Here is a 20,539-nt window from a genome sequence, read left to right on the forward strand (position 1 = left end):
GTAACCACGCCGCTCGTAACCATCAGGAGTAGACCCGATGTCGACCACCTCCGCCCCCGCCAAGAAATCCGTCTACGAACCGCTCGAGTTGTTCGACACGGCGCGGCTGCTCGATCAGGACGAGCGCGAAATCGCCGCCACCGTACGTAAATTCGTGGACAGCGAACTGAAGCCCAATGTCGAGGGCTGGTTCGAGTCGGCCACCCTGCCCAAGGAGCTCGGCAAGCGGTTCGGCGAACTCGGCCTGCTGGGCATGCACCTGCAGGGCTACGGCTGCGCGGGCACCAACGCGGTCAGCTACGGACTGGCGTGCATGGAACTCGAGGCCGGAGACAGCGGGTTCCGCAGCTTCGTCTCCGTGCAGGGCTCGCTGTCGATGTTCTCCATCTACCGGTACGGCTCCGAGGAGCAGAAGAACGAGTGGCTGCCGAGGCTGGCGTCCGGCGACGCGATCGGCTGCTTCGGCCTGACCGAACCCGATTTCGGGTCCAACCCCGCCGGCATGCGCACCCGCGCGAAGCGCGACGGTTCAGGAGAGAACGCCGACTGGGTGCTCAACGGCACCAAGATGTGGATCACCAACGGCAACCTGGCCGACGTCGCGACGGTGTGGGCGCAGACCGATGACGGTATCCGCGGGTTCCTGGTGCCCACCGACACACCGGGGTTCACCGCCAACGCGATCCACCGCAAGCTCTCGCTGCGGGCGTCGATCACCTCGGAACTCGTTCTCGACAACGTCCGGCTGCCCGCATCGGCGCAGCTCCCGGAGGCCGTCGGGTTGAGCGCCCCGCTGTCGTGCCTCAACGAGGCCCGGTTCGGCATCGTGTTCGGTGCGCTGGGCGCCGCGCGCGACAGCCTGGAGACGACGATCGCCTACACCCAGACCCGCGATGTGTTCGACCGTCCGCTGGCGAGCTATCAGCTGACACAGGAGAAGCTCGCGAACATGACCGTCGAGCTCGGCAAGGGCATGCTGCTGGCGATCCACCTCGGCCGCATCAAGGACGCCGAGGGTGTGCGTCCCGAACAGGTCAGCCTCGGCAAGCTCAACAACGTGCGGGAGGCCATCGCCATCGCACGCGAATGCCGAACCCTGTTGGGCGGCAGCGGGATCACGCTGGAGTACTCGCCGCTGCGACACGCCAACAACCTGGAGTCGGTGCTGACCTACGAGGGCACCTCCGAGATGCACCTGCTCTCCATCGGGAAGGCGCTCACCGGCCACGCGGCGTTCCGCGCATGACCGCGCCCGCACCGGTCCGGCACCTGATCGCCGGCCAGTGGCGGCAAGGCGCCGGTGACGCGCTGCGCAGCGTCAACCCGGCCCGCCCTGCCGTCGTGGTCGCCGAAGGATCCGCGGCGCTCGCCGCGGACGTCGACACGGCCGTCGGTGCGGCCGCCGCGGCCGCTCGGTCGTGGGCCGCGCTGGGCGTGCATCAGCGCGGCGCGCTGCTGACCGCCGCCGCGGCGATCGTCGAGCGCAACGCCGAGACTTGGGGCCGCGAGCTCGCGACCGAGGAGGGCAAGACCCGCGCGGAGGGCGTCGGGGAGGTTCGCCGCGCCGCGCAGATCCTGCGCTACTACGGCAACGAGGGCGACCGGCAGGCCGGCGAGATCTACGCCTCACCCCGCGCCGGTGAGCAGATCCTGATCACCCGCAAACCGCTCGGTGTCGTCGGCGTGATCACGCCGTTCAATTTCCCGATCGCGATTCCGGCCTGGAAGATCGCCCCCGCGCTGGTCTACGGCAACACCGTGGTGTGGAAGCCGGCCAGCACCGTTCCGCTGCTGGCGATCCGGCTCGCCGAGGCGCTGACCGAGGCGGGGCTGCCGCCGGGAGTGCTGAACCTGTTGATCGGCGGCTCCGACGTCGGCGACGCGCTGGTGAACCACCCGGGGCTGGACGGGATCACGTTCACCGGGTCGACGACCGTGGGCCGCCGCATCGCGGCCGCGGCGGCCGCACGAGGGGTGCCCGCACAAGCCGAGATGGGCGGCAAGAACGCCGCGGTGGTGCTCGACGACGCCGATCTCGAGCTCGCCGTCGAACAGGTGATGCTCGGCGCGTTCCGGTCCACCGGCCAGAAGTGCACCGCCACTTCCCGGTTGATCGTCACCGCCGGGATCGCCGACGCGTTCTGCGATGCGCTGCTCGCGCAGGCGCAGGCGTTGCGGGTGGGCGACCCGGTCGACGACGCGACCCAGATGGGTCCTGTGGTCAGCGATTCCGCGCAGCGGTCGATCACCGCGGGCATCGACACCGCGATGAGCCAGGGCGCCACGGTGCTGGCAGGGGGCCGGCCCTATCAGGACGGCCCGCTGGCGGACGGATACTTCGTCGCGCCGACGGTGCTGCAACTCGGGGCCGCACCGGCCGACGTGTGGACCGACGAACTGTTCGGCCCCGTGCTCGCGATCCGCCGCGCCGCCGACGCCGAGGAGGCCTTCGCGCTGGCCAACGACAGCGAATTCGGGCTGTCGGCAGCGGTTTTCACCCAGGACATGACCCGCGCACTGGAGGCGGTGGAGCGCATCGACGTCGGCGTGCTGCATGTCAACTCGGAGTCCGCCGGGGCCGATCCGCACGTGCCGTTCGGCGGTGCGAAGAAGAGCGGACTGGGCCCCAAGGAGCAGGGCGGCGCCGCGCGGGAATTCTTCACCCACACCACCACGGTGTATCTGCGCGGCGGGAGGCCGGGGGCGTGACCGGCGCGCTCGACGGGGTGGTGGTCGTCGACTTCAGCCGGGTGCTGGCCGGGCCGTACGCGACGATGATGCTGGGAGACTTCGGCGCCGAGGTCATCAAGGTCGAGCGTCCCGGCACCGGCGACGACACGCGTGCGTGGGGCCCGCCCTACGACGCGTCCGGCGTCGCGACCTATTTCAACGCCGTCAACCGCAACAAGCGCTCGGTGGTACTGGACCTGGCGGATCCCGACGGACGTCGACAGGCCCGCGAATTGGTCGCGGGCGCCGACGTCGTCGTCGAGAACTTCCGGCCGGGCACGATGGAGAGGCTCGGCCTCGGCTACGACGACCTGCGCGCGGTTCGTCCCGACCTGATCTACTGTGCGATCACCGGTTTCGGGCGCGGCGGCGGTGCGGCCCTGCCCGGCTACGACCTGCTGGTGCAGGCCGTCGGAGGGCTGATGAGCGTGACCGGCAGCGAACCCGGTGACCCGACCAAGGCCGGCGTCGCACTGGTGGACGTGCTGGCCGGACTGCATGCACTGTCCGGCATCTTGGCCGCACTGCATCATCGTGACCGCACCGGCGAGGGTCAGCGCGTCGACACCGATCTGATGTCGGTGCTGCTGTCCTCGATGGTCAATCAGGCGTCCGGCTTTCTCGGCGCGGGCGTGATTCCGGGCATGATGGGTAACCGTCATCCCAGTATCGCGCCGTATCAGACGTTCGACACCGCCGACCGGCCGATCGCCGTCGCGGTGGGCAACGACAAGCAGTTCCGGGCCTTCACCGCCGCGCTCGGGTTGGCCGAACTCGCCGACGACCCGCGGTTCGTCACCAATCCCGCCCGCGTTGCTCATCGAGATGACCTGTGCGCGTTGCTGATACCGGCTTTGAAAGCCCACGGCGCAGATCACTGGTATGCGCGGCTGAGCGCGGTCGGGGTGCCCGCCGGCCCGATCAACGATCTGGCGGAGGCGTTCGCGTTCGCCCGTGGACTGGGCATCGAGGCGACGGTGGCCGTGCCGGGCAGTCCCGCTCCGCAGGTCGCCAACCCCGTCACGATGTCGGCGACCCCGGTCAGCTATCGCTGTGGCCCGCCGCCGCTCGGCGGCTGCGCAACAGACGAAAAGCCCTGACCGCCAACCACAGTTGCGTCCGCGAATCCACCGAGGCCAGATCGTCGCCGAGCAGCTGACCGATGCGGCGCATCCGGCTGCGCAGCGTGTGGCGGTGGATCCGCAACTCGGCCGCGGCCGCCTCCATCTGGCCGTTGTGCCGCAGGAACGCCGTAAGCGTGCCGACGAGATCCTCGTCGGCGTCCGCCAGCGGGTCCAATACCGAGGCAAGCAACCGCAATTCACCGGTGGTGCGGCCGTCGAGCAGTGCGGCCAGCGGTCCGAGATCGGCGTACTCGGCGAACTGTCCGGCAGCCGTTTCCGCGGCGACCCGCGCCTGTTCCAGCCCTATGCCGATGTCGCCGATCGGTACCGGCCGGCTCGCTCCCCCACCGGGCGCATCCGGTCCACCGACCAGGGCGCGGATCTTGGCCCGGCTTCCGTCGGCGGGCAGCACGATGACGATCTCCCGGCCGGCCGCCGTCATCAGGTACGGTCCGGCGTCGGACAGCGGTCGGCCCAACTCCTCCTCGGCGGCCAGCAGCGGCCCGGTCCCGTGCAGGACGAGCACCACGACCTGTGCGCCGGGGGCGAAGCCGAAGTACCGGAGCAGGCTGTCGTCGACGGTCGCGCGGCCGCCGAGCAGTTCCCGCGTCACCGCCGCCCGCAGCCGCTGTTCGGCGTCCTGCACGCGCGCGGGTTTCTCCAGCGCGATCGAGATCAACGACACCGCGTGCGAGACAAGCAATCGCCCGGCGTCCGACAGCGGCCCCGTGGTGCGCACCACCAGGTGACCGCGTAGCGCCTGAGCGGCGCGGAGCCGCTGGATCGTCAGCAGCGAGTCACCGGCGGGTGTGACCGCCGCGCCGCGTTCGCGCGCCGCCCCGGCCGCCTCCGACAGCGCCGAGATGACGTCGCCGTCTGCCGTTCCGCCCGCGGCGAGCTCGCGGCCGTCGGCGGCGACGGCCACCACCACCGCATCCAGGCAGTCGGCCAGCGCCGTGACCACCCCGGGGATGCCGCCTCGCAGCGTCGCGCGGGTCAATACCTCCTGCTGATCGACGACGCGCTGCACCGAACGCAGCTGATCGGCCTTGACCGCGTCGATGACGACACGCGAGATCGCGATGAACGGCGTCGCCGCCGGCACCCGCAGGATCGGCACGCCGTGCTCGTCGCCGGCGGTGAGCACACCGGCGGGCACGGCGCTCAGCGTGGTACCGGTGTCGACAGCCAGCGCGGCCGTCCCGGCATCGGCGAGGCGGGCGACGTACGCCGCCTGCGCGGCCGCGTCGGGACCGATGTTGATCCCGGTGGTCATGACCAGTTCCCCGCCGGCCAGATACGGTGTCGGATCGGCTAATTCGATCGCGTGCGCCCACGCGATCGGGCGGTCGGCGGCCTGAGTGCCTGCGACCAGTGCCAGACCGAGATCCTCGACCTGGCACAGCCGACGGGCGGTGATCACCCCTGTGACGCTACCGCGCCGGCTTGCTCCCGCGCGCGCTCCGCGGCCGTCACAAACGCGTCGAACAGCCTCATCCGGTCGTCTACCGGGCCGTCCTCGTCCTCGGGATGCCACTGCACACCGAGATAGAACTTCTCGGGATCCTCGATGCCCTCGGTGATCCCGTCGAGCGCCCGCGCCGCGACCACCAGGCCCTCGCCCAGTCGGTCGACAGCCTGATGATGCCCGTTGCGGCCGGTCACCCGATCGGTGCCCAGGATCGACGCCAGCCGCGTCCCTGGAATGACGTCGATCGGTTCGTCGACGAACACCGGCTCCCCCGGTCCGCCGTGATGCAGCGTGAAGTCGGCGATGTCGGGGATCAGGGTGCCGCCGCGGGCGACGTTGAGCAGCTGCGAGCCGCGGCAGATACCGAAGACGGGTCGGCCGGCGGCCTCGGCCGCGGCGATCGCGGCGAACGCATCGTGGTCGGCGCGCATATCGACGCCGTATGCATTCGGGATGGGGGCGCCCAGGTTGTAGCAGGAGCCGTCGACGTCTCCACCCCCGAGCAACAGCAGACCGTCGAAATCCGCTGCGGCAGAGGGATCCTGCAGCGCGGTGGTGGTGTCCCACAGCTCATAGGTGGCGCCGAGCTCGGTCAGCGTCGCCAGCGCGACCCGGGTGAACCGCGTGACCAGCCCCGCGTCGTGTTCGTCGATGCCGGGGAAGTTCAGCGACGCCAGCACACACACGTGAGCACGCGGTGACGGCGGCGCGGGCAGGTTCGGGATGACGTCGTCACGACGTACCCGAATGGTCATCGCGATTCCTTTCTCTTGCGGGCCCTGTCGACCAGATCGGCGAACAGCGCGGCATCGGTGTCGGAGGTGGCATGCCTGTCCTCGGGGTGCCACTGGACCGCCACGAGGTCGGCATGGCGGTGTTCGACCGCCTCGATGACCCCGTCCGCGGCCAGCCCGCACACGACCAGGCCGGGGGCCAGCCTATCGATGGCCTGGTGATGGTAGGACGACACGTCGATGGTCTGGACGCCGACGATCGCGTGCAGCCGGGATCCGCGCTTGACGTGCACCGGGTGCACGGCGTTGTGATGCGCGGTGTCCGTCTCGACGACGTGTTGGACCAGGGTGCCGCCGAGCGCGACGTTGAGGATCTGCATACCCCGGCAGATCACCAGCGCGGGCAGGTCCTGGTCGATCACCGCGCGGGTGACCCCGAGGTCGAACTCGTCCTGGAACTCGACGACCCCGGAGGTCTCCGGCACCGGTGTCGCGCCGTAGCGGCCCGGATCGACGTCGGCGCCGCCGGGCAGCAGCACACCATCGAAACGGGCGATTCTGCCCGGCATCTCTGCCAGCGGATCGGCAGCGGGCCCGTGCAGGACCACCGGCTCGCCGCCGGCGGCCCACACGGCCTCGCAGATCGCCTCGGCGGCCAGCGTCGCCGAGAAGCGCAGGATCGGCACCTGCTCCGCCCGGCGTCCGATCACCGCGACCAGCGGTCTGACCACTCAGTCCCCCGCGAACGGGTAGTCGAGGGTCGGCAGCCACTGCTCCCACACCTTGCGCAGGCGCCCCGATTTGATCAGCCGGCCCAGCGCCCCGTCGATCTCGGCAAGAGTGTCGGGCCGGTCCTTGGACACCGCGATACCCCAACGGTTTCCGGTCTGCACCGTGAAGGCCAACTCGTAGTCCGGATGGGTGGCGCCCAGCGGCACGAACACGACGTCATCGTCGACCACCGCGTCGACCTCGCCGGCCAGCAGCGCCGCCAGCATGTCGGCGTACACGTCGTCGGAGCCGGCGCCGAACGCCACCGGCTGCGCACCGGTGAACGTCTGCGCCAGCGCCATATTGGTGCTGTTCTCGATCGCGGCGACCTTGCGGCCGACGAGATCCTCGGGTGACGAGATCCCGGACCCGCGGCGCACCAGCACACCTTCGTGGAAGATCGCATACGGCCGGGTGAAGTCGACCTGCGCCTGCCGTTCGGCGGTGATCCCCTGCCCGCACAGCACCGCGTCCGCGTCGCCGCGCTGGACCGCCGGGATCATGTCGACCCACGGCACCCTCACCCACTCGACGGGCCGGCCGAGCTCGGCTCCCAGGATCTCGGCGACGCCGGGTTCATAGCCCTGCCGACCGTCCTCCGGGGTCCACAGCGTGAACAGCGGCGGTGCCTCGGCGTCCAGGCAGGCCAGCCGCAGCGGGTCCGATGCCCCGGTCACGGCGTGTCGTTCCAATACATCTCGCGCTCCCATTCGGTGACGTGTCCACAGAAACGAGCCCACTCGTCGGCGTGATAGTCGACGAGTAGCGACGACAGTTCCGGTCCCAGAGCCTGATTGAGCACCTCGTCGGCACGGAACGCCCCGATCGCCTCGCCGAGGGTCAGCGGCAACGCCGGGAAGCGCCCGTCGATCGGAGCGTCGTAGGACGACCCCTGCGTCGGCTGACCGGGATCGGTCGCATTCTTCATCCCGTCCTCGCAGGCGGCGAGGATCACCGCGTGCGACAGATACGGGTTCACCGCGGCGTCGGGCAGCTTGTACTCCAGTCGCCCGACCGTCGACAGCCGGACGGTGCAGGTCTTGTTGTCCAGGCCCCAGTTGATCCGCGACGGCGCGAACTGGCCTGCGTCCCAATACCGTTTGTACGAGTTCACGGTGGAGCCGTTGATCAGCATGGCACCGGCGGAGTGGGCGAGCAGCCCGCCGAGCGCGTGCTTGCCCAGTTCGGACAGGTGCAGTTCGGTGCGGCCGGGTTCTGCCAGCACGTTGACGTCGTCGCGCCACAGGCTGAAGTTGTGATGGCAGCCGTTGCCCATCATCCCGGTGGCCGGTTTGGGCATGAAACTGGCCTCGATGCCGAGTTCGCGGGCGACCTGCCTGCAGATCTGCCGGTAGGTGGTCAGCCGGTCTGCGGTCAGGTCGGCCCGGTCGTACATGAAGTTCAGTTCGACCTGGAACTCGTCCTCGTAGTCGCCTTCGATCATGTCGAGGCCGAGCGCCTGCGCGTACTCGATGACCTTCTTGACGATCGGGCGATTCCGCTCGAGATGCTCGATGTGATAGGCCGGGCTGGATCCGGGACGGAACTGGGCTTCGAGTCCCTCGCCCCGCCAGGTCATCTCGGGTTCGCAGCCGGTGCGCAACTCCAGGCCCGTGCGGTCGGCGAATCCGGTCAGCATCCGGCGCAGCAATCCACGTGTGTCACATGCGAATTCGGCGCCGGCCCGCTCCAGAAGGTGGTCGGGCTCGTAGAGCCGGCAGAACACCCGCGCGAAGCTGGTGTCCCACGGCAGAACCGCGAACGTGTCGAGATCCGGGACCGCTGTGTATTCCGGAGCGTTCACCCCTCCGGCCAGAAGCACACCTTCCCGGGTCCCCTGCAGGTTCGCGACCGCGGTCTGGTGCTGCTGCACTCCGCGGATCGCCAGACGCTCGAAGTGTTTCGCGGGTGCGACCTTGCCGACCACCCGGCCGGTGATGGTGATCGCCTGGAAGTACACGTATTCGACGCCGCGCTCGGCGATCACCGACAGTGCTTCGGCGAGCTCCGGGCTGGATGCGTTGGCCTCGCGGTGCAGGTCGAGGGGTGTGATGGTCATCGCCGCTCAGTCCTTGATGAAGATGGCCTGGGCGGGGCAGACGTCGGCGGCGTCCTCGATGTAGCCGCGCTCCGAATCATCGGGATTCCCGTCGTATTCCAGATGTCCGTCGTCGTTGAGCCAGAAGACGGCGGGGGCGGCGATGGCACACTGGCCGTGGTCCTGACATTTCGTGAGATCTACGGTGACGTGCATGTTCGGCGTTCCTTTCAGGGGGCGGGCGTGAAGCCGATGGGCAGCGTGATCGGACCTGTGTTGCCCGAATCGGGCAACCAGGTCGCACCGGGCAGTTGGTGAGGGTCGCGCAGTCGGCGAGCCAGCAGTGGCAGTGCCTCGCTCATGTCCGAGCGGGCCACGAAGTGACCGAGGCAGTGATGCGCTCCGCCACCGAATCCGAAGTGCGGCTTGCGTTCCGCGGTGATGTCGAAGCCCGGTTCGAACACCCGGGGGTCGGTGCCCGCGGACTCGCTGTAGAGATGAACCGTGGTGCCCGCGGTCAGCATGACGCCCTCGTACTCGAAGTCCTCCAGCACCTCGCGGGTCACCCACCGCACCGTCGGGTTCACCCGCATCACCTCCTCGACGGCCTTGCCGCCGAGGTCGGGCCGCTCGGCGAGCAGGCGCCACTGATCGGGATGCTTCATGAAGCTCTGCATCGCCAGGCCGAGCTGGTTTCGGGTGGTGTCGAAACCGCCGAAGATCAACAGCACCATGGCATCTCGCAGTTCGGTGTCCGACAGCCGTCCATCCTCGGGGCGCGATGCGTTGACCAGCGTCGTGACGAAGTCGTCGCGCGGGTTGGCCTGACGGTCAGCGATCAGCTCGTCGCAGTACGCGTACAGCGTGGCCAGCGCCGCCTCGATCTTGGGCAGGTCCTCCTTGATCGTGATCCCGAGCGCGAGCCCGATCGTCGAGGACTCGGTGGAGATCACCTTCCACTCACTCTCGGGGATACCGAGCATGATCGCGATGACGCGGGCCGCATACGGTTCGGCGAACTCGCTGACGAACTCGCAGCGGTCCGGTTCGGCGAAATTGTCGATCAACTCCGTGGCCAGCGCCTGGAACCGCGGCACCAGGCCACCGATCAGCTTGTTGGAGAAGGCCGGATTCATGAGCCTGCGCAGCCGGTGGTGCTCCTCGCCCTCCTTGTTGAGGATCCAGCTGGCGAACCACTGGGCGAACGGCCCCTCGGTGACGCCGTTGTGTGCCGGCCACGCCGCGCTGCCCTGGCGCAGCTTCGGATGCTTGAGCAGCCGGTTGACCTGCTCGTACCGCAGCACCGCCAGGCCGTATTCGGTGGTCGCGTACCAGCTGAGCTCCCTCGCCGCATGCACCTGCTCCGAGGTGATCGAAAACGACGGATCCGACACCCGGAAGCTCGGAACAGAGCCGAGCGTGGTCGACGTCATCAGTGCTACCTCCGAGAGAGCGACCTAACAGTGCCTAAATACTCTAGAAGTAGATGCTTAATGTCAACAGCTGGAACGAGGTTCCTCGTTAACAGTCCGTAACGGCGCGCTAAGCCGGCGAATCCGGTGACGCCTGAGCGCTTTCGGGCCAGCCGATCGCTACCACCCAGCCCGTTCCGAGCGGCATCTCCGCGACCTGGCGGAAGGCGTGCGGGTCCGGCTGCGCGCTGACCGCGGGCACCGCGGCCAGGCGGGAGCCGACGACCCAGCGGGCGGTGTTGGCGGCGATGACGCGCCGCTCGGTGTTGACCACCACCGCGTCATCGTCGGTCTGGCGCAACACCTCCAGCAACGTGCGCTCGATTTCGCCGACCACCAGATCGGCGCCCGCCACCCCGAGGAAGGCGCCGTCGGCGACGACCGGGATCGTCGCGGTGATGGTGTACATGTCGGACCCGCTGTAGTCGACGTAGGGTCCGTAGGCGACCCGCGCCTGCCCCCGCTTCGCCAGCTGATACCAGTCCATCTGGAGGTAGTCGTAGACGTCGATGCTGGTCGGGTCGAAGTTCAGCCGCAGCCGGGCGACCCGGTCGTTGTTGTTGCGCTGCCACCACGCCAGATAGCGCTCCTGGTCTTCGACGACGAACGGCGCGGCGATGAATCCCATCCCCCAGACCGCGTGTTCGTCGTGTAGCCGGTCGGCGAGCCTGCGGTGCAGCCCGCTGAAGTGCGCCTCGGTCAGCGCCGCCCGCGGCGGCCGGATGCGCAGCACCTCGTCGGCGATCTCGCGGAGCATCTCGTACAGCGGCTCCAACTGCCGCGACGCTTCTTCGGCCAGATCGACGGCCGACGTGGTCGGGATCATGACGCCTCCCCCGTCGCGGTGAGATCGAGGTTCACCTGGGTCAAGCGGGCGAGTTGACCCATCACGTGGGCCTCCGCGAGCCGGCGCGCCTCCTCGGCGTTCTCGGCCGCGACCGCCGCGGCGATCGCATGCTGCTCCTCGACGTGAGCGGCGACGTCGATCTGCTGGCCGATCGGCAGCCAGACCAGGCCGGCGACCTCGGCCTGCAGGTTCGCCTCCCGGCGCGCGAGCCGTGCGGACTGCGACGCGATCGCGACCTGGATGTGGAAGCGGCTGTCGGCGCGGATCCGGTCACCTAGCGTCGCGGCGGCGCCGAGTTGGTCGGTCAGCGCGAACAACCGGCGCACGGCATAGGGTGCCGCTCGTTCGGCGGCGAGACGGGCCGCCTGCCCGGACACCGCGGTGTGCTCGTCGAACAGGTCCCTGATGTCCGAGGCACTCATCGCCGCGAGGCGAGCGGTCAGTTTGTCCACCGGCGGTCCCGCGGGACGCCGGACGAACGATCCGCCACTGCGTCCGCGGCGGGTTTCGACCAGCCCCTGTTCACGAAGCGTCGCCAGCGCCTCGCGCACCGTCATCGGCGCGACACCGAACTGCGCGGCGAGGTCGACCTCGACCGGGAGCCGCTCACCGTCGTCGAGAAGCCCGAGGTGGATCGCCTCGTTGATGCGCTGGACGATCTCGTCGGCGCGACCGACGGGCGCCTCGGCGGCCACGAGCGGCGACAACGACGACACCCGCGCTCCTTCCGCCATCCCGCGATGGACCCTGACCTGCCCTGCCGTCGGGGAATCTACCCGATTTTCGACCAATTCTTCCGTTCCTGTTGCCGGTTAAACAATAGGACTGTAGTTTTTCGCTCCATCGGATTCCTGCGTCCCTAACCACCGGCAGAAAGCAGGCCCATGTCCACCACACATTCCGGCGCCACCGGCAGCGACGCCGAGGGCTATTACGACTTCCACGACCAGAGCGATGCGGCGCACCTGCACGCGCTGGGCTACAAATCGGAGTTCAAACGGGACATGAGCCCGTGGGCGAACTTCTCGCTGGGCTTCACCTACCTGTCCCCCGTCGTCGGCATCTACACGCTGTTCGCGTTCGCACTGGCCACCGGCGGGCCGCCGATGATCTGGAGCCTGCTCATCGTCGGCGTCGGCCAGCTGCTGGTCGCGCTGGTGTTCTCCGAGATCGTCGCGCAGTACCCCGTCGCGGGAGGCGTCTATCCCTGGGCGCGTCGGCTGTGGGGACGCAAATACGCGTGGATGACCGGATGGGTGTATCTGGTGGCGCTGCTGGTCACCATCGCGTCGGTGACCTATGGCTCGGGGCCCTTTATCGCCGCCACCTTCGGTATCGAGGCCACCGTCAACAACGTCATCGTGTTCTCCCTGGTGCTGCTGGCACTGGCCACCGTGATCAACTTCATGGGCACGAAAGTGCTTGCCAAAGCAGCGATCATCGGCTTCAGCGCCGAGATCATCGGCGCGCTCGTCGTCGGCGGCTGGCTGCTGATCGCCCACCGCGAGCAGAACTTCGGCGTCATCTTCGACAGCATGGGCGCCGGCGGCGACGGAAACTACATGTGGGCGTTCGCCGCGGCGGCCCTGATCGGCCTGTACCAGTATTACGGCTTCGAAGCGTGCGGCGACGTCGCCGAGGAGGTCCGGGATCCGGGTCGGCTGATCCCGAAGGCCATGCGCCGCACCATCTATATCGGCGGTGCCGCAGCCACTTTCGTATGCCTGTCGCTGGTCCTCGCCGTCGCGGACATCCCCGCGGTGATCGCCGGAGAAGACACCGACCCGGTCAGCACCGTGCTCGGCGAGGCGTTCGGCCCGGTCGGCTCCAAGATCATCCTGGTGATCGTGCTGCTGTCGTTCCTGTCCTGCGCGATGAGCCTGCAGGCCGCTGCGAGCCGACTGGCCTACTCCTACGGCCGCGACGAGATGATCATGGGCCACACGCTTCTGAAGAAGTTCTCGGCGACCCGCCATGTTCCGCCATACGCGTTGCTGCTCGCCGCCGCCGTTCCCGCGGTGATCATCATCGGCTCGAAGTTCTCCACCGACGCGATCACGAAGATCATCAGCTTCGCCGCCCTCGGCATCTACATCGGATTCCAGATGGTGGTGCTGGCGGCACTGCGGGCCCGACTGAAGGGCTGGGTGCCCAGCGGCAAGTACTCGCTCGGCACGTGGGGTGTGCCCGTCAACATCGCCGCGCTGGTGTACGGCGTGATCGCGATGATCAACATGGCCTGGCCCCGCACGCCGGACGCCCCGTGGTACGACAATTGGATCGTGCCGCTGTCGGCTGCCGTGGTGATCGGAATCGGATTGATATACATGACGATCCACCCGCTGCACGACAAGAGCACGGCACCCTACGCCGATGCCATCCCCGCCGAGAAGTAGTAAGGACGCTCCGTGAGCCCCACGCAACCGCCGTACGCGACCGTCGACCCCGCCACCGGCCAGGTACTGAAGACGTTCGACACCGCGACCGACGACCAGATCGCCGCGGCCGTCGCGAAGGCCGACGATGCCTACCGGTCCTGGCGGGATCGACCGCTCAAAGACAGGGCCGAGGTCGTCCGTAACGTCGGTGAGCTGTTCCGTAAACGCGCAACGGATCTCGGGGAGCTGACCCGCACCGAGATGGGCAAGAAGCTCGACGAGGGCACCGGCGAGGTCGAGTTCTCGGCATCGATCTTCGAGTTCTACGCAGAACAGGCCGAGGCGCTGCTCGCCGATCAGCGGATCCCGTCCTTCTCCGGCGGGACCGCGGTGGTGCAGCGCCGCCCGGTCGGCGTGCTGCTCGGGGTGATGCCGTGGAACTTCCCGACGTATCAGGTGGCCCGCTTCGCGGCGCCGAATATCGTTCTCGGCAACACGATTCTGCTCAAACACGCCGAGTCGGTGCCGCAGTGCGCGCTCGCGATCGCCGACCTGATGCGTGACGCAGGCGTGCCGGAAGGCGTCTACACCAACCTGTTCGCATCCTTCGACCAGGTCGAGACCATCATCAACGACCCACGGGTGCAGGGGGTTTCGGTGACCGGCTCCGAGCGGGCCGGCGCCACGGTCGCCGCGACGGCCGGCCGCGCGTTGAAGAAGTGCCTGCTCGAGTTGGGCGGCTCCGACCCGTTCATCGTGCTCGACGGGGATGCGAGGGAACTCGCCCGCACGGCATGGGATTTCCGCACCTACAACATGGGGCAGGCCTGCAACTCCAACAAGCGGATGATCGTCGCCGACGATCTCTACGACGACTTCGTCGCCGAACTGGTGACACTGGCGAGCGGTCTCACCGCGGAGGACATCGCGCCGCTGTCGTCGCGGCGTGCGGCCGAGACCCTGGCCGCCCAGGTCTCCGACGCCGTCGACAAGGGCGCGACCCTGCACGTCGGCGGTGACCTCAGCGAGGCTCCGGCGGCGTTCTACACCCCGGCCGTGCTCACCGGCATCACACCGGAGATGCGCGCTTACACCGAGGAACTGTTCGGCCCGGTCGCCGTCGTCTACCGCGTCCGGGACGAGGACGAGGCCGTCGCACTGGCGAACTCGTCGGCCTACGGGCTCGGCGCATCGGTGTTCAGCACCGACACCGCACGCGCCGAGAAGGTGGCCCAGCGGCTCGAGGCCGGCATGGTCAACGTCAACACGCCCGCCGGTGAAGGGCCTGACATCCCGTTCGGCGGGGTGAAGCGCTCCGGCTTCGGCCGCGAGTTGGGCGCGCTCGGAATCGATGAGTTCGTCAACAAGCAGGTCTACTGCGTCGCGGACTGACGCGACCGGCGTCACGGCTGTGACGAAGGCAACGACTCGAAGGGCCTTCACCTGGACTGATGTCGCGTCAGGTCGGCTGCGCCGGTGTAATCTCTGCCCAGGTTCGTCGAGAAGCGGCGTCCGCTGGTGATGGAGGTTCGCTATGCGCACCACACCAGTTGCCTTGCTTTCCGAGGGCATGGCCGCGGATACACCCGACACCGAGTACGTCAATGGGATGGCCCGGCTCCTGCAGGCGGTCCAAGAGCTGTCCCTGGCCCGCAGCCTTCCCGAGATCCAGGAGATCGTCCGCCGATCCGCACGCGAACTGACCGGTTGCGACGGTGCGACGTTCGTCCTGCGCACCGACGATGAGTGCCTCTACCTCGACGAGGACGCCATCACGCCGCTGTGGAAGGGCAGCCGATTCCCGATCGAGGCCTGCATCAGCGGGTGGGCGATGCTCAACCGCAAGGCCGTTGTCGTCCCCGACATCTACGTCGACGACCGCATCCCGCGTGAGGCGTACCGCCCGACGTTCGTCAAGAGCCTGGTCATGGTGCCGATCCGCACGCTGGACCCGGTCGGTGCAATCGGCAACTACTGGGCGCAGCAACGCCAGCCCACGGCGCGGGAGGTGTCGCTGCTGCAGGCCCTGGCCGACGCGACGTCGATCGCGATGGAGAACGTGCGGCTCTACGCGGAGCTCGAAGAGCGGGTGCACGAGCGCACCGCCGCGCTGGAACGAGCCAACGAGGAGATCCGCCAGCTCTCGCTGACCGACGATCTGACCGGGCTCCACAATCGCCGGGGGTTCCACGTTCTCGCCAACGCGGCGCTGCTCACCGCGCGCACCCACGGCCACCACTGCGTGCTGGCATTCCTGGATGTCGACGGTCTCAAGAAGGTCAACGACGGTTCCGGGCACGACGCCGGAGACCGCCTCCTCGTCGACGTCGCCCACGTGCTCCGCACGACCACACAGGCCTCCGACATCGTCGCACGACTCGGCGGTGACGAGTTCTGTGTGCTGGTGCCCGAATCCCCGGACAGCGCCGTTGCGCTGAAGGCGCGCCTGAGGGATGTGTTCGGGCGGTTCAACGGCGAGGGCGCACGGCCGTATCAGGTGGCGGCGAGCATCGGTGCACTCGACATCCCGCCCACCGACATCCGCCCGCTGGACGCACTCATCGCGTGCGCAGACGAACTCATGTACACCGACAAGAAGACCAAGGCCGCGACCGAGATCGCCTGACCGGGATGCTCCCTCCCGCCGTCACCGCGCCGAGCTCACCGCACCGAGGTCACCGCCCGCTCACCCGGCGTGCCCCACGCAGAACCTCATCGACGAGATCGACTGCCCGCGAAGCGCTCTGCGCAGCACCTTCCATCGTGGTGGGCCAGTCGTTGTGCGTCCAGTCGCCGGCCAGCGCGAGGTTCGGCAACGCGGTGCGGTTGCCCGGCCTGATCGTCGACATCCCCACCCGCGAGGAGAACGTGGCTTTCGGCCACGGGATCACCGTGACATCGAGGACCTTCGCGTCGGCCGCCGCCGGATAACTGGCCCGCAGCGCGGCGACCAGCCGGTCGGCCACCTCCGAGTTCTTGAGCCCCATCAAGTCGTAGGCCGCGCAGGTCGTCAGCGCATACAGGTGGTTGCCGTCGGAGCGCGGCCCATGCATGTGATCCCGGTCGAACACCCAGCCGATATCGCTGTCGAGCAACGACTCCCACGGCGCCACCGTGCCCAGTGGGCGGTCCAGCAGCACGTAGGCGTTCATGATCGGGATCGGTTCGAGCTTCTTGGCCGACAACCGCGCATCCTCCGAATTGGGCACCTCGTCGAGCAACGACCGCAGATTCCACGATGGGACGGCGAGCACCACCGCATCGGCCTCGACGGCCGAACCGTCGCCGAGCGTGACACCGGTCGCGCGCGTCCCGTCGGTCGTCACCGTCACCGCGCGGGTGCGCAGCCGCACATCCACTCCGCGTTCGGCCATCACCCGCCGCGCGCCGGCGAGATAGAGGGTGTCGAGATCGACTGTCGGATAACCGATCCGCACCGCGCCGCTGCCGGACCGTCGGACCCGGTCGGCCCCGGTGCGCAGCAGCGCGGCAAACGCGTGCGCCGAGGCAAGATGCGGAAGCTCGTTGAGCAGACCGATCACCATCGAGTTCAGCAGGATGCGACGCACCTCTGGCGGGAAGCCCACCCGGTCGAACCACTCGTCGACGGTGATGTCGTCGAGGTCGTCGTCGAACCTGATCACGTCGCGCATCAACCGGGCCCAGGCGGGGGTGGCGCGCAACAGGATCGGGATCGACAGACCCCGCACCCGGCCCAGCAGCATGCGTCGCAGATTCCCCGGCCGGATCCCGAACCGCTCGACGTGCCCGCCGGGGTAGCGGACACCGAACTGGTCGGGGAACTCCAGAAGATCGCGGGTGCCAATGGAATCCAGATAGCGCAAGATGCACTCGTACGAGCCCGCCAGCACGTGCTGCCCGTTCTCGACGGCATCGCCGTGCCCGCTGGTCAAGCCGATGGTGCGCCCGCCCAGCGAACCGTTGCTCTCCAGCAGCGTCACCCGGTAGCCGAGTTCGGTCAGCCACACCGTCGACGCCAGCCCGGCCAGACCTGCGCCGACCACCACGACATGCTGTACCGGGGATGCGGTCATGCCGGAATCGTAGAGCGCGCCGCCAACCAGGGCGTTGCGCGCCGCCGCATCCCCAGTTACGTTACTCCTCGTAGCGTATTCACGGCCGGAAGGACAGCCATGCGCACCGTGGTCGTCGACAGCGCGCGCACCATCTCCGTCGTCAACCGTCCCGATCCGTGCCTTCCCGGGCCCGACGGGGCGATAGTCGAGGTCACGGCCACCGCGATCTGCGGATCCGACCTGCATTTCCTCGACGGCCACTACCCCATCGGCGAGCCCGTGTCGATCGGCCACGAAGCGGTCGGCATCGTCGCCGAGACAGGTCCGGAGGTCACCCGGTTCAAGAAGGGTGACGCGGTCCTGGTGTCCTCGGTGACCGGCTGCGGGCGCTGCCCGGGATGCGCGACGACGGATCCGATCCGCTGCGTCCACGGCCCGCAGATCTTCGGTTCCGGACTGCTCGGCGGAGCGCAGGCGGAGCTACTCGCGGTGCCCGCGGCCGATTTCCAGCTCCTCGCGATCCCCGACGGTCTGAACACCGAACAGGCGCTGCTGCTGACCGACAACCTCGCCACCGGGTGGGCCGCGGCCAAGCGCGCCGACATTCCGGTCGGCGGCACCGTCGCGGTCCTCGGCGCGGGCGCAGTTGGCCAGTGCGCCATCCGCAGCGCGTTCGTCCTGGGCGCCGCGACGGTGTTCGCGGTCGATCCGGTCGCCGCTCGCCGGGACCGCGCCGCGGCGGTCGGCGCGTCACCGCTGGATGCACCGGCGGCGCAGGCCATCCTGGAGGTCACCGGTGGTCTCGGTGCCGATTCGGTGATCGACGCCGTGGGCACCGACACCTCGATCGACGACGCGCTGGCTGGCGTCCGCACCGGAGGCACCGTGTCGGTCGTCGGAGTTCACGATCTCGCGCCGTACCCCCTGCCGGCACTCGTCTGCCTGTTGCGCAGCCTGACGATCCGGATGACCACCGCCCCCGTGCAGCAGACCTGGCCCGAGCTCATCCCGCTGCTGCGGGCAGGCCGGCTCGACGTCGACGGCATCTTCACCGGCACCATGCCGTTGGACGACGCCGCGCAGGCGTATGCGGCGGCATTCGCCCGGTCCGGCGAGCACCTCAAAGTGCAACTGCTGCCCTGATCTCGGCGACGACACCACAACGCCCCGGCCGAGAGGCCGGGCGTCAGGTCGATCAGAGCCCGGGGAGGTTACTCCGAAGCTCCTGGGGAGTCGGACGACGTCGCGTCCTTCGCCGCACCGGAATCCGCGGATCCGGAGGCGTCCCTGACGGGCTTGCCGGCCTTGCGCTCCGTGGAGCTGTCGGCGTCCTCGGCACCCTTGGTGTCAGCATCGGTCGCGTCGGCGGCTTCGTCCGCGGCGGCTTCGTCCGCGGCGGCTTTGCCCTCGGCGACTTTGTCCGCGACGGCTTCGTCCTCGACGACTTTGTCCTCGGCGACTTTGTCCGCGACGGCTTCGTCCTCGACGACTTTGTCCTCGGCGGCTTCGCTCGTGGAATCGGTCACGACATCGTCACCCGCGGTGTCGACGACGCTGTCCTCGGCAGCCTCAACCGCGGCGGTGTCCTCCACCGCGACAGCGGCTTTCGGGGTACGCAGCGACGCGGTGACGCTGCTGGGCATCTCCGCGACCGGTGCCGCGAGCGCGACAGGAGCAGCGGCGGCGACCAGCGCGTTCGGAGTCGCTTGCGCCACAACGTCGTTACGGCTGTAGCCCGCGTCGATCTTGGCCCTGAGCTCGGCCTCCCGCTTGGCCAGGGACGGGAACATCCGCACCAACGGCAACTTCTCGGTCGGAACCAGGTAGTGGGTGGTGGTTCCGCCCACGGAGTTGGTGTCGACCGAGATGTTCTGCGCCGGAACCTTCGACAGATCCGCATACATCACCGGGACGTGGACGTAGATCCCTCCGGCGATGGCGTTGGCGATGGCCAGCACGTTCCACCAGCGGTCCGGGAAGTCGGCCATGCCGTCGTACTCACCGGTCACGACGATGACGTCGTACTTGGTCTCCGGCGCCGGCTGGTAGGTGTAGTCGAAGTTGCTGTTGTAGCGCGCCTGGCTGATCACCTTCTGACGACTGGAGTCGGCGACGACCACGAATGTGATCTTGTCCTTGCCCGGCGCGTCGGCGCTGGCTTCGAGTTCGCGGAGCACCTCGTTCACGACGAGGGAGCCGGCCGACAGGCCGACCACGGTCACCTTCTCACCGTTGGCGACCTGACCGAGGGCGTTGTTGATCTGCGCGGTGAGGTTCGTCTTACCCTGCGCGATGGACGCACCGAGGGTCAGATCGCCCCGGCCCGTCATCGGGCCGGCCTGTGCGGGCCACTTGACGCTGACGCGCTGCTGATCCTTGAACTTGCCGCCGAGCAGTGGCGCCATCAGCGGATCGGTCAGGGACGGCGTCGAGATGCCGCCGATGATGAGGGCCGTGTTGGCCGCCATGCCCGGCGTGGCGGCGGACAGCGCCAGCGCAGCTGAGGCAAAGACCGTGCCGCATACGACACCTGATTTGCGCAGGCTGATTCCCATGAGTTCTCCCCGGAAAAGTAACGATGAAATGGTCGCCGAACGCCGGCGCCAGGGAAGCATATGAGCTACGAAGTCCTCCGGCACAGCAAAATCGGCAAAATTCTCATGACCGCAGTTTCGGCGAAACCTTTGCAATTCGCTGGCAATCGCTATAAGCCAACTTATTGACGTGATTACAGAATTATCGGCGCAATACCCGCCGCAATATACGTGCACTATAACCGCGAAGGAGTGCATCAATAATCACTCGAACCTCACCAATAACAATCTCGAACATATGCTTTAATCAATTGCCAGCATCGTGATTGCTAATAAAAGTTCGCGGATCCAAACGAGCGTCATGGCACACCATCGAGCCGCCTCGGACAAGCCGACGAGCTAC

At 68.2% G+C, this 20,539-nt stretch carries 18 protein-coding genes; 7 read left to right on the forward strand and 11 right to left on the reverse strand.

Going from position 1 to position 20,539, the window contains the following annotated elements; translation table 11 throughout:
• Window positions 1–37 precede the first annotated feature (37 nt).
• The 3 genes from NTM_RS27035 to NTM_RS27045 are packed head-to-tail and all read left to right on the forward strand — an operon-like array spanning window position 38 to window position 3,830.
• Window positions 38–1,246 carry an acyl-CoA dehydrogenase family protein gene (locus NTM_RS27035; protein ID WP_163769146.1) on the forward strand — a complete coding sequence of 403 codons (1,209 nt, stop codon included), beginning with the start codon at window positions 38–40 and terminating at the stop codon, window positions 1,244–1,246.
• On the forward strand, window positions 1,243–2,709 hold the full coding sequence (locus NTM_RS27040) for an aldehyde dehydrogenase family protein (RefSeq protein ID WP_163769147.1): 1,467 nt from the start codon (window positions 1,243–1,245) through the stop codon (window positions 2,707–2,709). The genes NTM_RS27035 and NTM_RS27040 overlap by 4 nt, the downstream gene beginning before the upstream one ends.
• On the forward strand, window positions 2,706–3,830 hold the full coding sequence (locus tag NTM_RS27045; RefSeq protein ID WP_163769148.1) for a CaiB/BaiF CoA transferase family protein: 1,125 nt from the start codon (window positions 2,706–2,708) through the stop codon (window positions 3,828–3,830). Before NTM_RS27040 ends, NTM_RS27045 begins: the two co-directional genes overlap by 4 nt.
• On the opposite strand, the gene NTM_RS27050 is transcribed toward NTM_RS27045, so the two are convergent.
• The 9 genes from NTM_RS27050 to NTM_RS27090 all read right to left on the reverse strand — a co-directional run bounded on the left by NTM_RS27050 (window position 3,772) and on the right by NTM_RS27090 (window position 11,903).
• Complete coding sequence (locus NTM_RS27050; protein WP_163769149.1) at window positions 3,772–5,277, reverse strand: PucR family transcriptional regulator; 1,506 nt, start codon at window positions 5,275–5,277, stop codon at window positions 3,772–3,774. The genes NTM_RS27045 and NTM_RS27050 overlap by 59 nt on opposite strands.
• Window positions 5,274–6,080, reverse strand: coding sequence for a gamma-glutamyl-gamma-aminobutyrate hydrolase family protein (locus NTM_RS27055; RefSeq protein WP_163769150.1), 807 nt, complete (start codon window positions 6,078–6,080; stop codon window positions 5,274–5,276). Before NTM_RS27055 ends, NTM_RS27050 begins: the two co-directional genes overlap by 4 nt.
• On the reverse strand, window positions 6,077–6,790 hold the full coding sequence (locus NTM_RS27060; protein ID WP_104863609.1) for a gamma-glutamyl-gamma-aminobutyrate hydrolase family protein: 714 nt from the start codon (window positions 6,788–6,790) through the stop codon (window positions 6,077–6,079). The genes NTM_RS27055 and NTM_RS27060 overlap by 4 nt, the downstream gene beginning before the upstream one ends.
• Window positions 6,791–7,540, reverse strand: a complete 750-nt coding sequence (locus NTM_RS27065; protein ID WP_163769151.1) for a transporter substrate-binding domain-containing protein — start codon at window positions 7,538–7,540, stop codon at window positions 6,791–6,793. It abuts the gene before it with no gap.
• Window positions 7,504–8,889 carry a glutamine synthetase family protein gene (locus tag NTM_RS27070; protein ID WP_104863607.1) on the reverse strand — a complete coding sequence of 462 codons (1,386 nt, stop codon included), beginning with the start codon at window positions 8,887–8,889 and terminating at the stop codon, window positions 7,504–7,506. Before NTM_RS27070 ends, NTM_RS27065 begins: the two co-directional genes overlap by 37 nt.
• Before the next feature lie 6 nt (window positions 8,890–8,895).
• Window positions 8,896–9,084 carry a ferredoxin gene (locus tag NTM_RS27075; RefSeq protein WP_083141199.1) on the reverse strand — a complete coding sequence of 63 codons (189 nt, stop codon included), beginning with the start codon at window positions 9,082–9,084 and terminating at the stop codon, window positions 8,896–8,898.
• 14 nt (window positions 9,085–9,098) lie between these two features.
• Window positions 9,099–10,301 carry a cytochrome P450 gene (locus tag NTM_RS27080; RefSeq protein ID WP_163769152.1) on the reverse strand — a complete coding sequence of 401 codons (1,203 nt, stop codon included), beginning with the start codon at window positions 10,299–10,301 and terminating at the stop codon, window positions 9,099–9,101.
• A gap of 109 nt (window positions 10,302–10,410) precedes the next feature.
• Window positions 10,411–11,166, reverse strand: a complete 756-nt coding sequence (locus tag NTM_RS27085; protein WP_104863605.1) for a cache domain-containing protein — start codon at window positions 11,164–11,166, stop codon at window positions 10,411–10,413.
• On the reverse strand, window positions 11,163–11,903 hold the full coding sequence (locus NTM_RS27090; RefSeq protein ID WP_232079857.1) for a FadR/GntR family transcriptional regulator: 741 nt from the start codon (window positions 11,901–11,903) through the stop codon (window positions 11,163–11,165). Before NTM_RS27090 ends, NTM_RS27085 begins: the two co-directional genes overlap by 4 nt.
• A 168-nt stretch (window positions 11,904–12,071) precedes the next feature.
• Between NTM_RS27090 and NTM_RS27095 the strand changes: the two genes are divergently transcribed.
• The 3 genes from NTM_RS27095 to NTM_RS29035 all read left to right on the forward strand — a co-directional run bounded on the left by NTM_RS27095 (window position 12,072) and on the right by NTM_RS29035 (window position 16,191).
• On the forward strand, window positions 12,072–13,583 hold the full coding sequence (locus NTM_RS27095) for an APC family permease (protein WP_163769154.1): 1,512 nt from the start codon (window positions 12,072–12,074) through the stop codon (window positions 13,581–13,583).
• A 12-nt stretch (window positions 13,584–13,595) separates the two neighbouring features.
• Window positions 13,596–14,957, forward strand: coding sequence for an NAD-dependent succinate-semialdehyde dehydrogenase (locus NTM_RS27100; RefSeq protein WP_163769155.1), 1,362 nt, complete (start codon window positions 13,596–13,598; stop codon window positions 14,955–14,957).
• A gap of 142 nt (window positions 14,958–15,099) precedes the next feature.
• A complete protein-coding gene (locus tag NTM_RS29035; protein WP_272955243.1) occupies window positions 15,100–16,191 on the forward strand; it encodes a sensor domain-containing diguanylate cyclase in 1,092 nt (363 codons plus the stop codon).
• A gap of 49 nt (window positions 16,192–16,240) precedes the next feature.
• Here the strand turns inward: NTM_RS29035 and hpnE are convergent, their stop codons facing one another.
• A complete protein-coding gene (hpnE, locus tag NTM_RS27110) occupies window positions 16,241–17,620 on the reverse strand; it encodes a hydroxysqualene dehydroxylase HpnE (RefSeq protein ID WP_163769156.1) in 1,380 nt (459 codons plus the stop codon).
• 99 nt (window positions 17,621–17,719) lie between these two features.
• Here hpnE and NTM_RS27115 point away from each other — a divergent pair, with 99 nt between their 5' ends.
• Window positions 17,720–18,745 (forward strand): alcohol dehydrogenase catalytic domain-containing protein, encoded by a 1,026-nt coding sequence (locus NTM_RS27115; RefSeq protein WP_104863599.1) that lies wholly within the window; start codon window positions 17,720–17,722, stop codon window positions 18,743–18,745.
• Between the two features lie 68 nt (window positions 18,746–18,813).
• On the opposite strand, the gene NTM_RS27120 is transcribed toward NTM_RS27115, so the two are convergent.
• Window positions 18,814–20,157: a PE-PPE domain-containing protein gene (locus NTM_RS27120; protein WP_179964012.1), complete on the reverse strand. Its 1,344-nt coding sequence runs from the start codon at window positions 20,155–20,157 to the stop codon at window positions 18,814–18,816.
• Window positions 20,158–20,539: the final 382 nt, after the last annotated feature.

The sequence above is a fragment of the Mycolicibacterium parafortuitum genome (genome assembly GCF_010725485.1).
Classification (GTDB): domain Bacteria; phylum Actinomycetota; class Actinomycetes; order Mycobacteriales; family Mycobacteriaceae; genus Mycobacterium.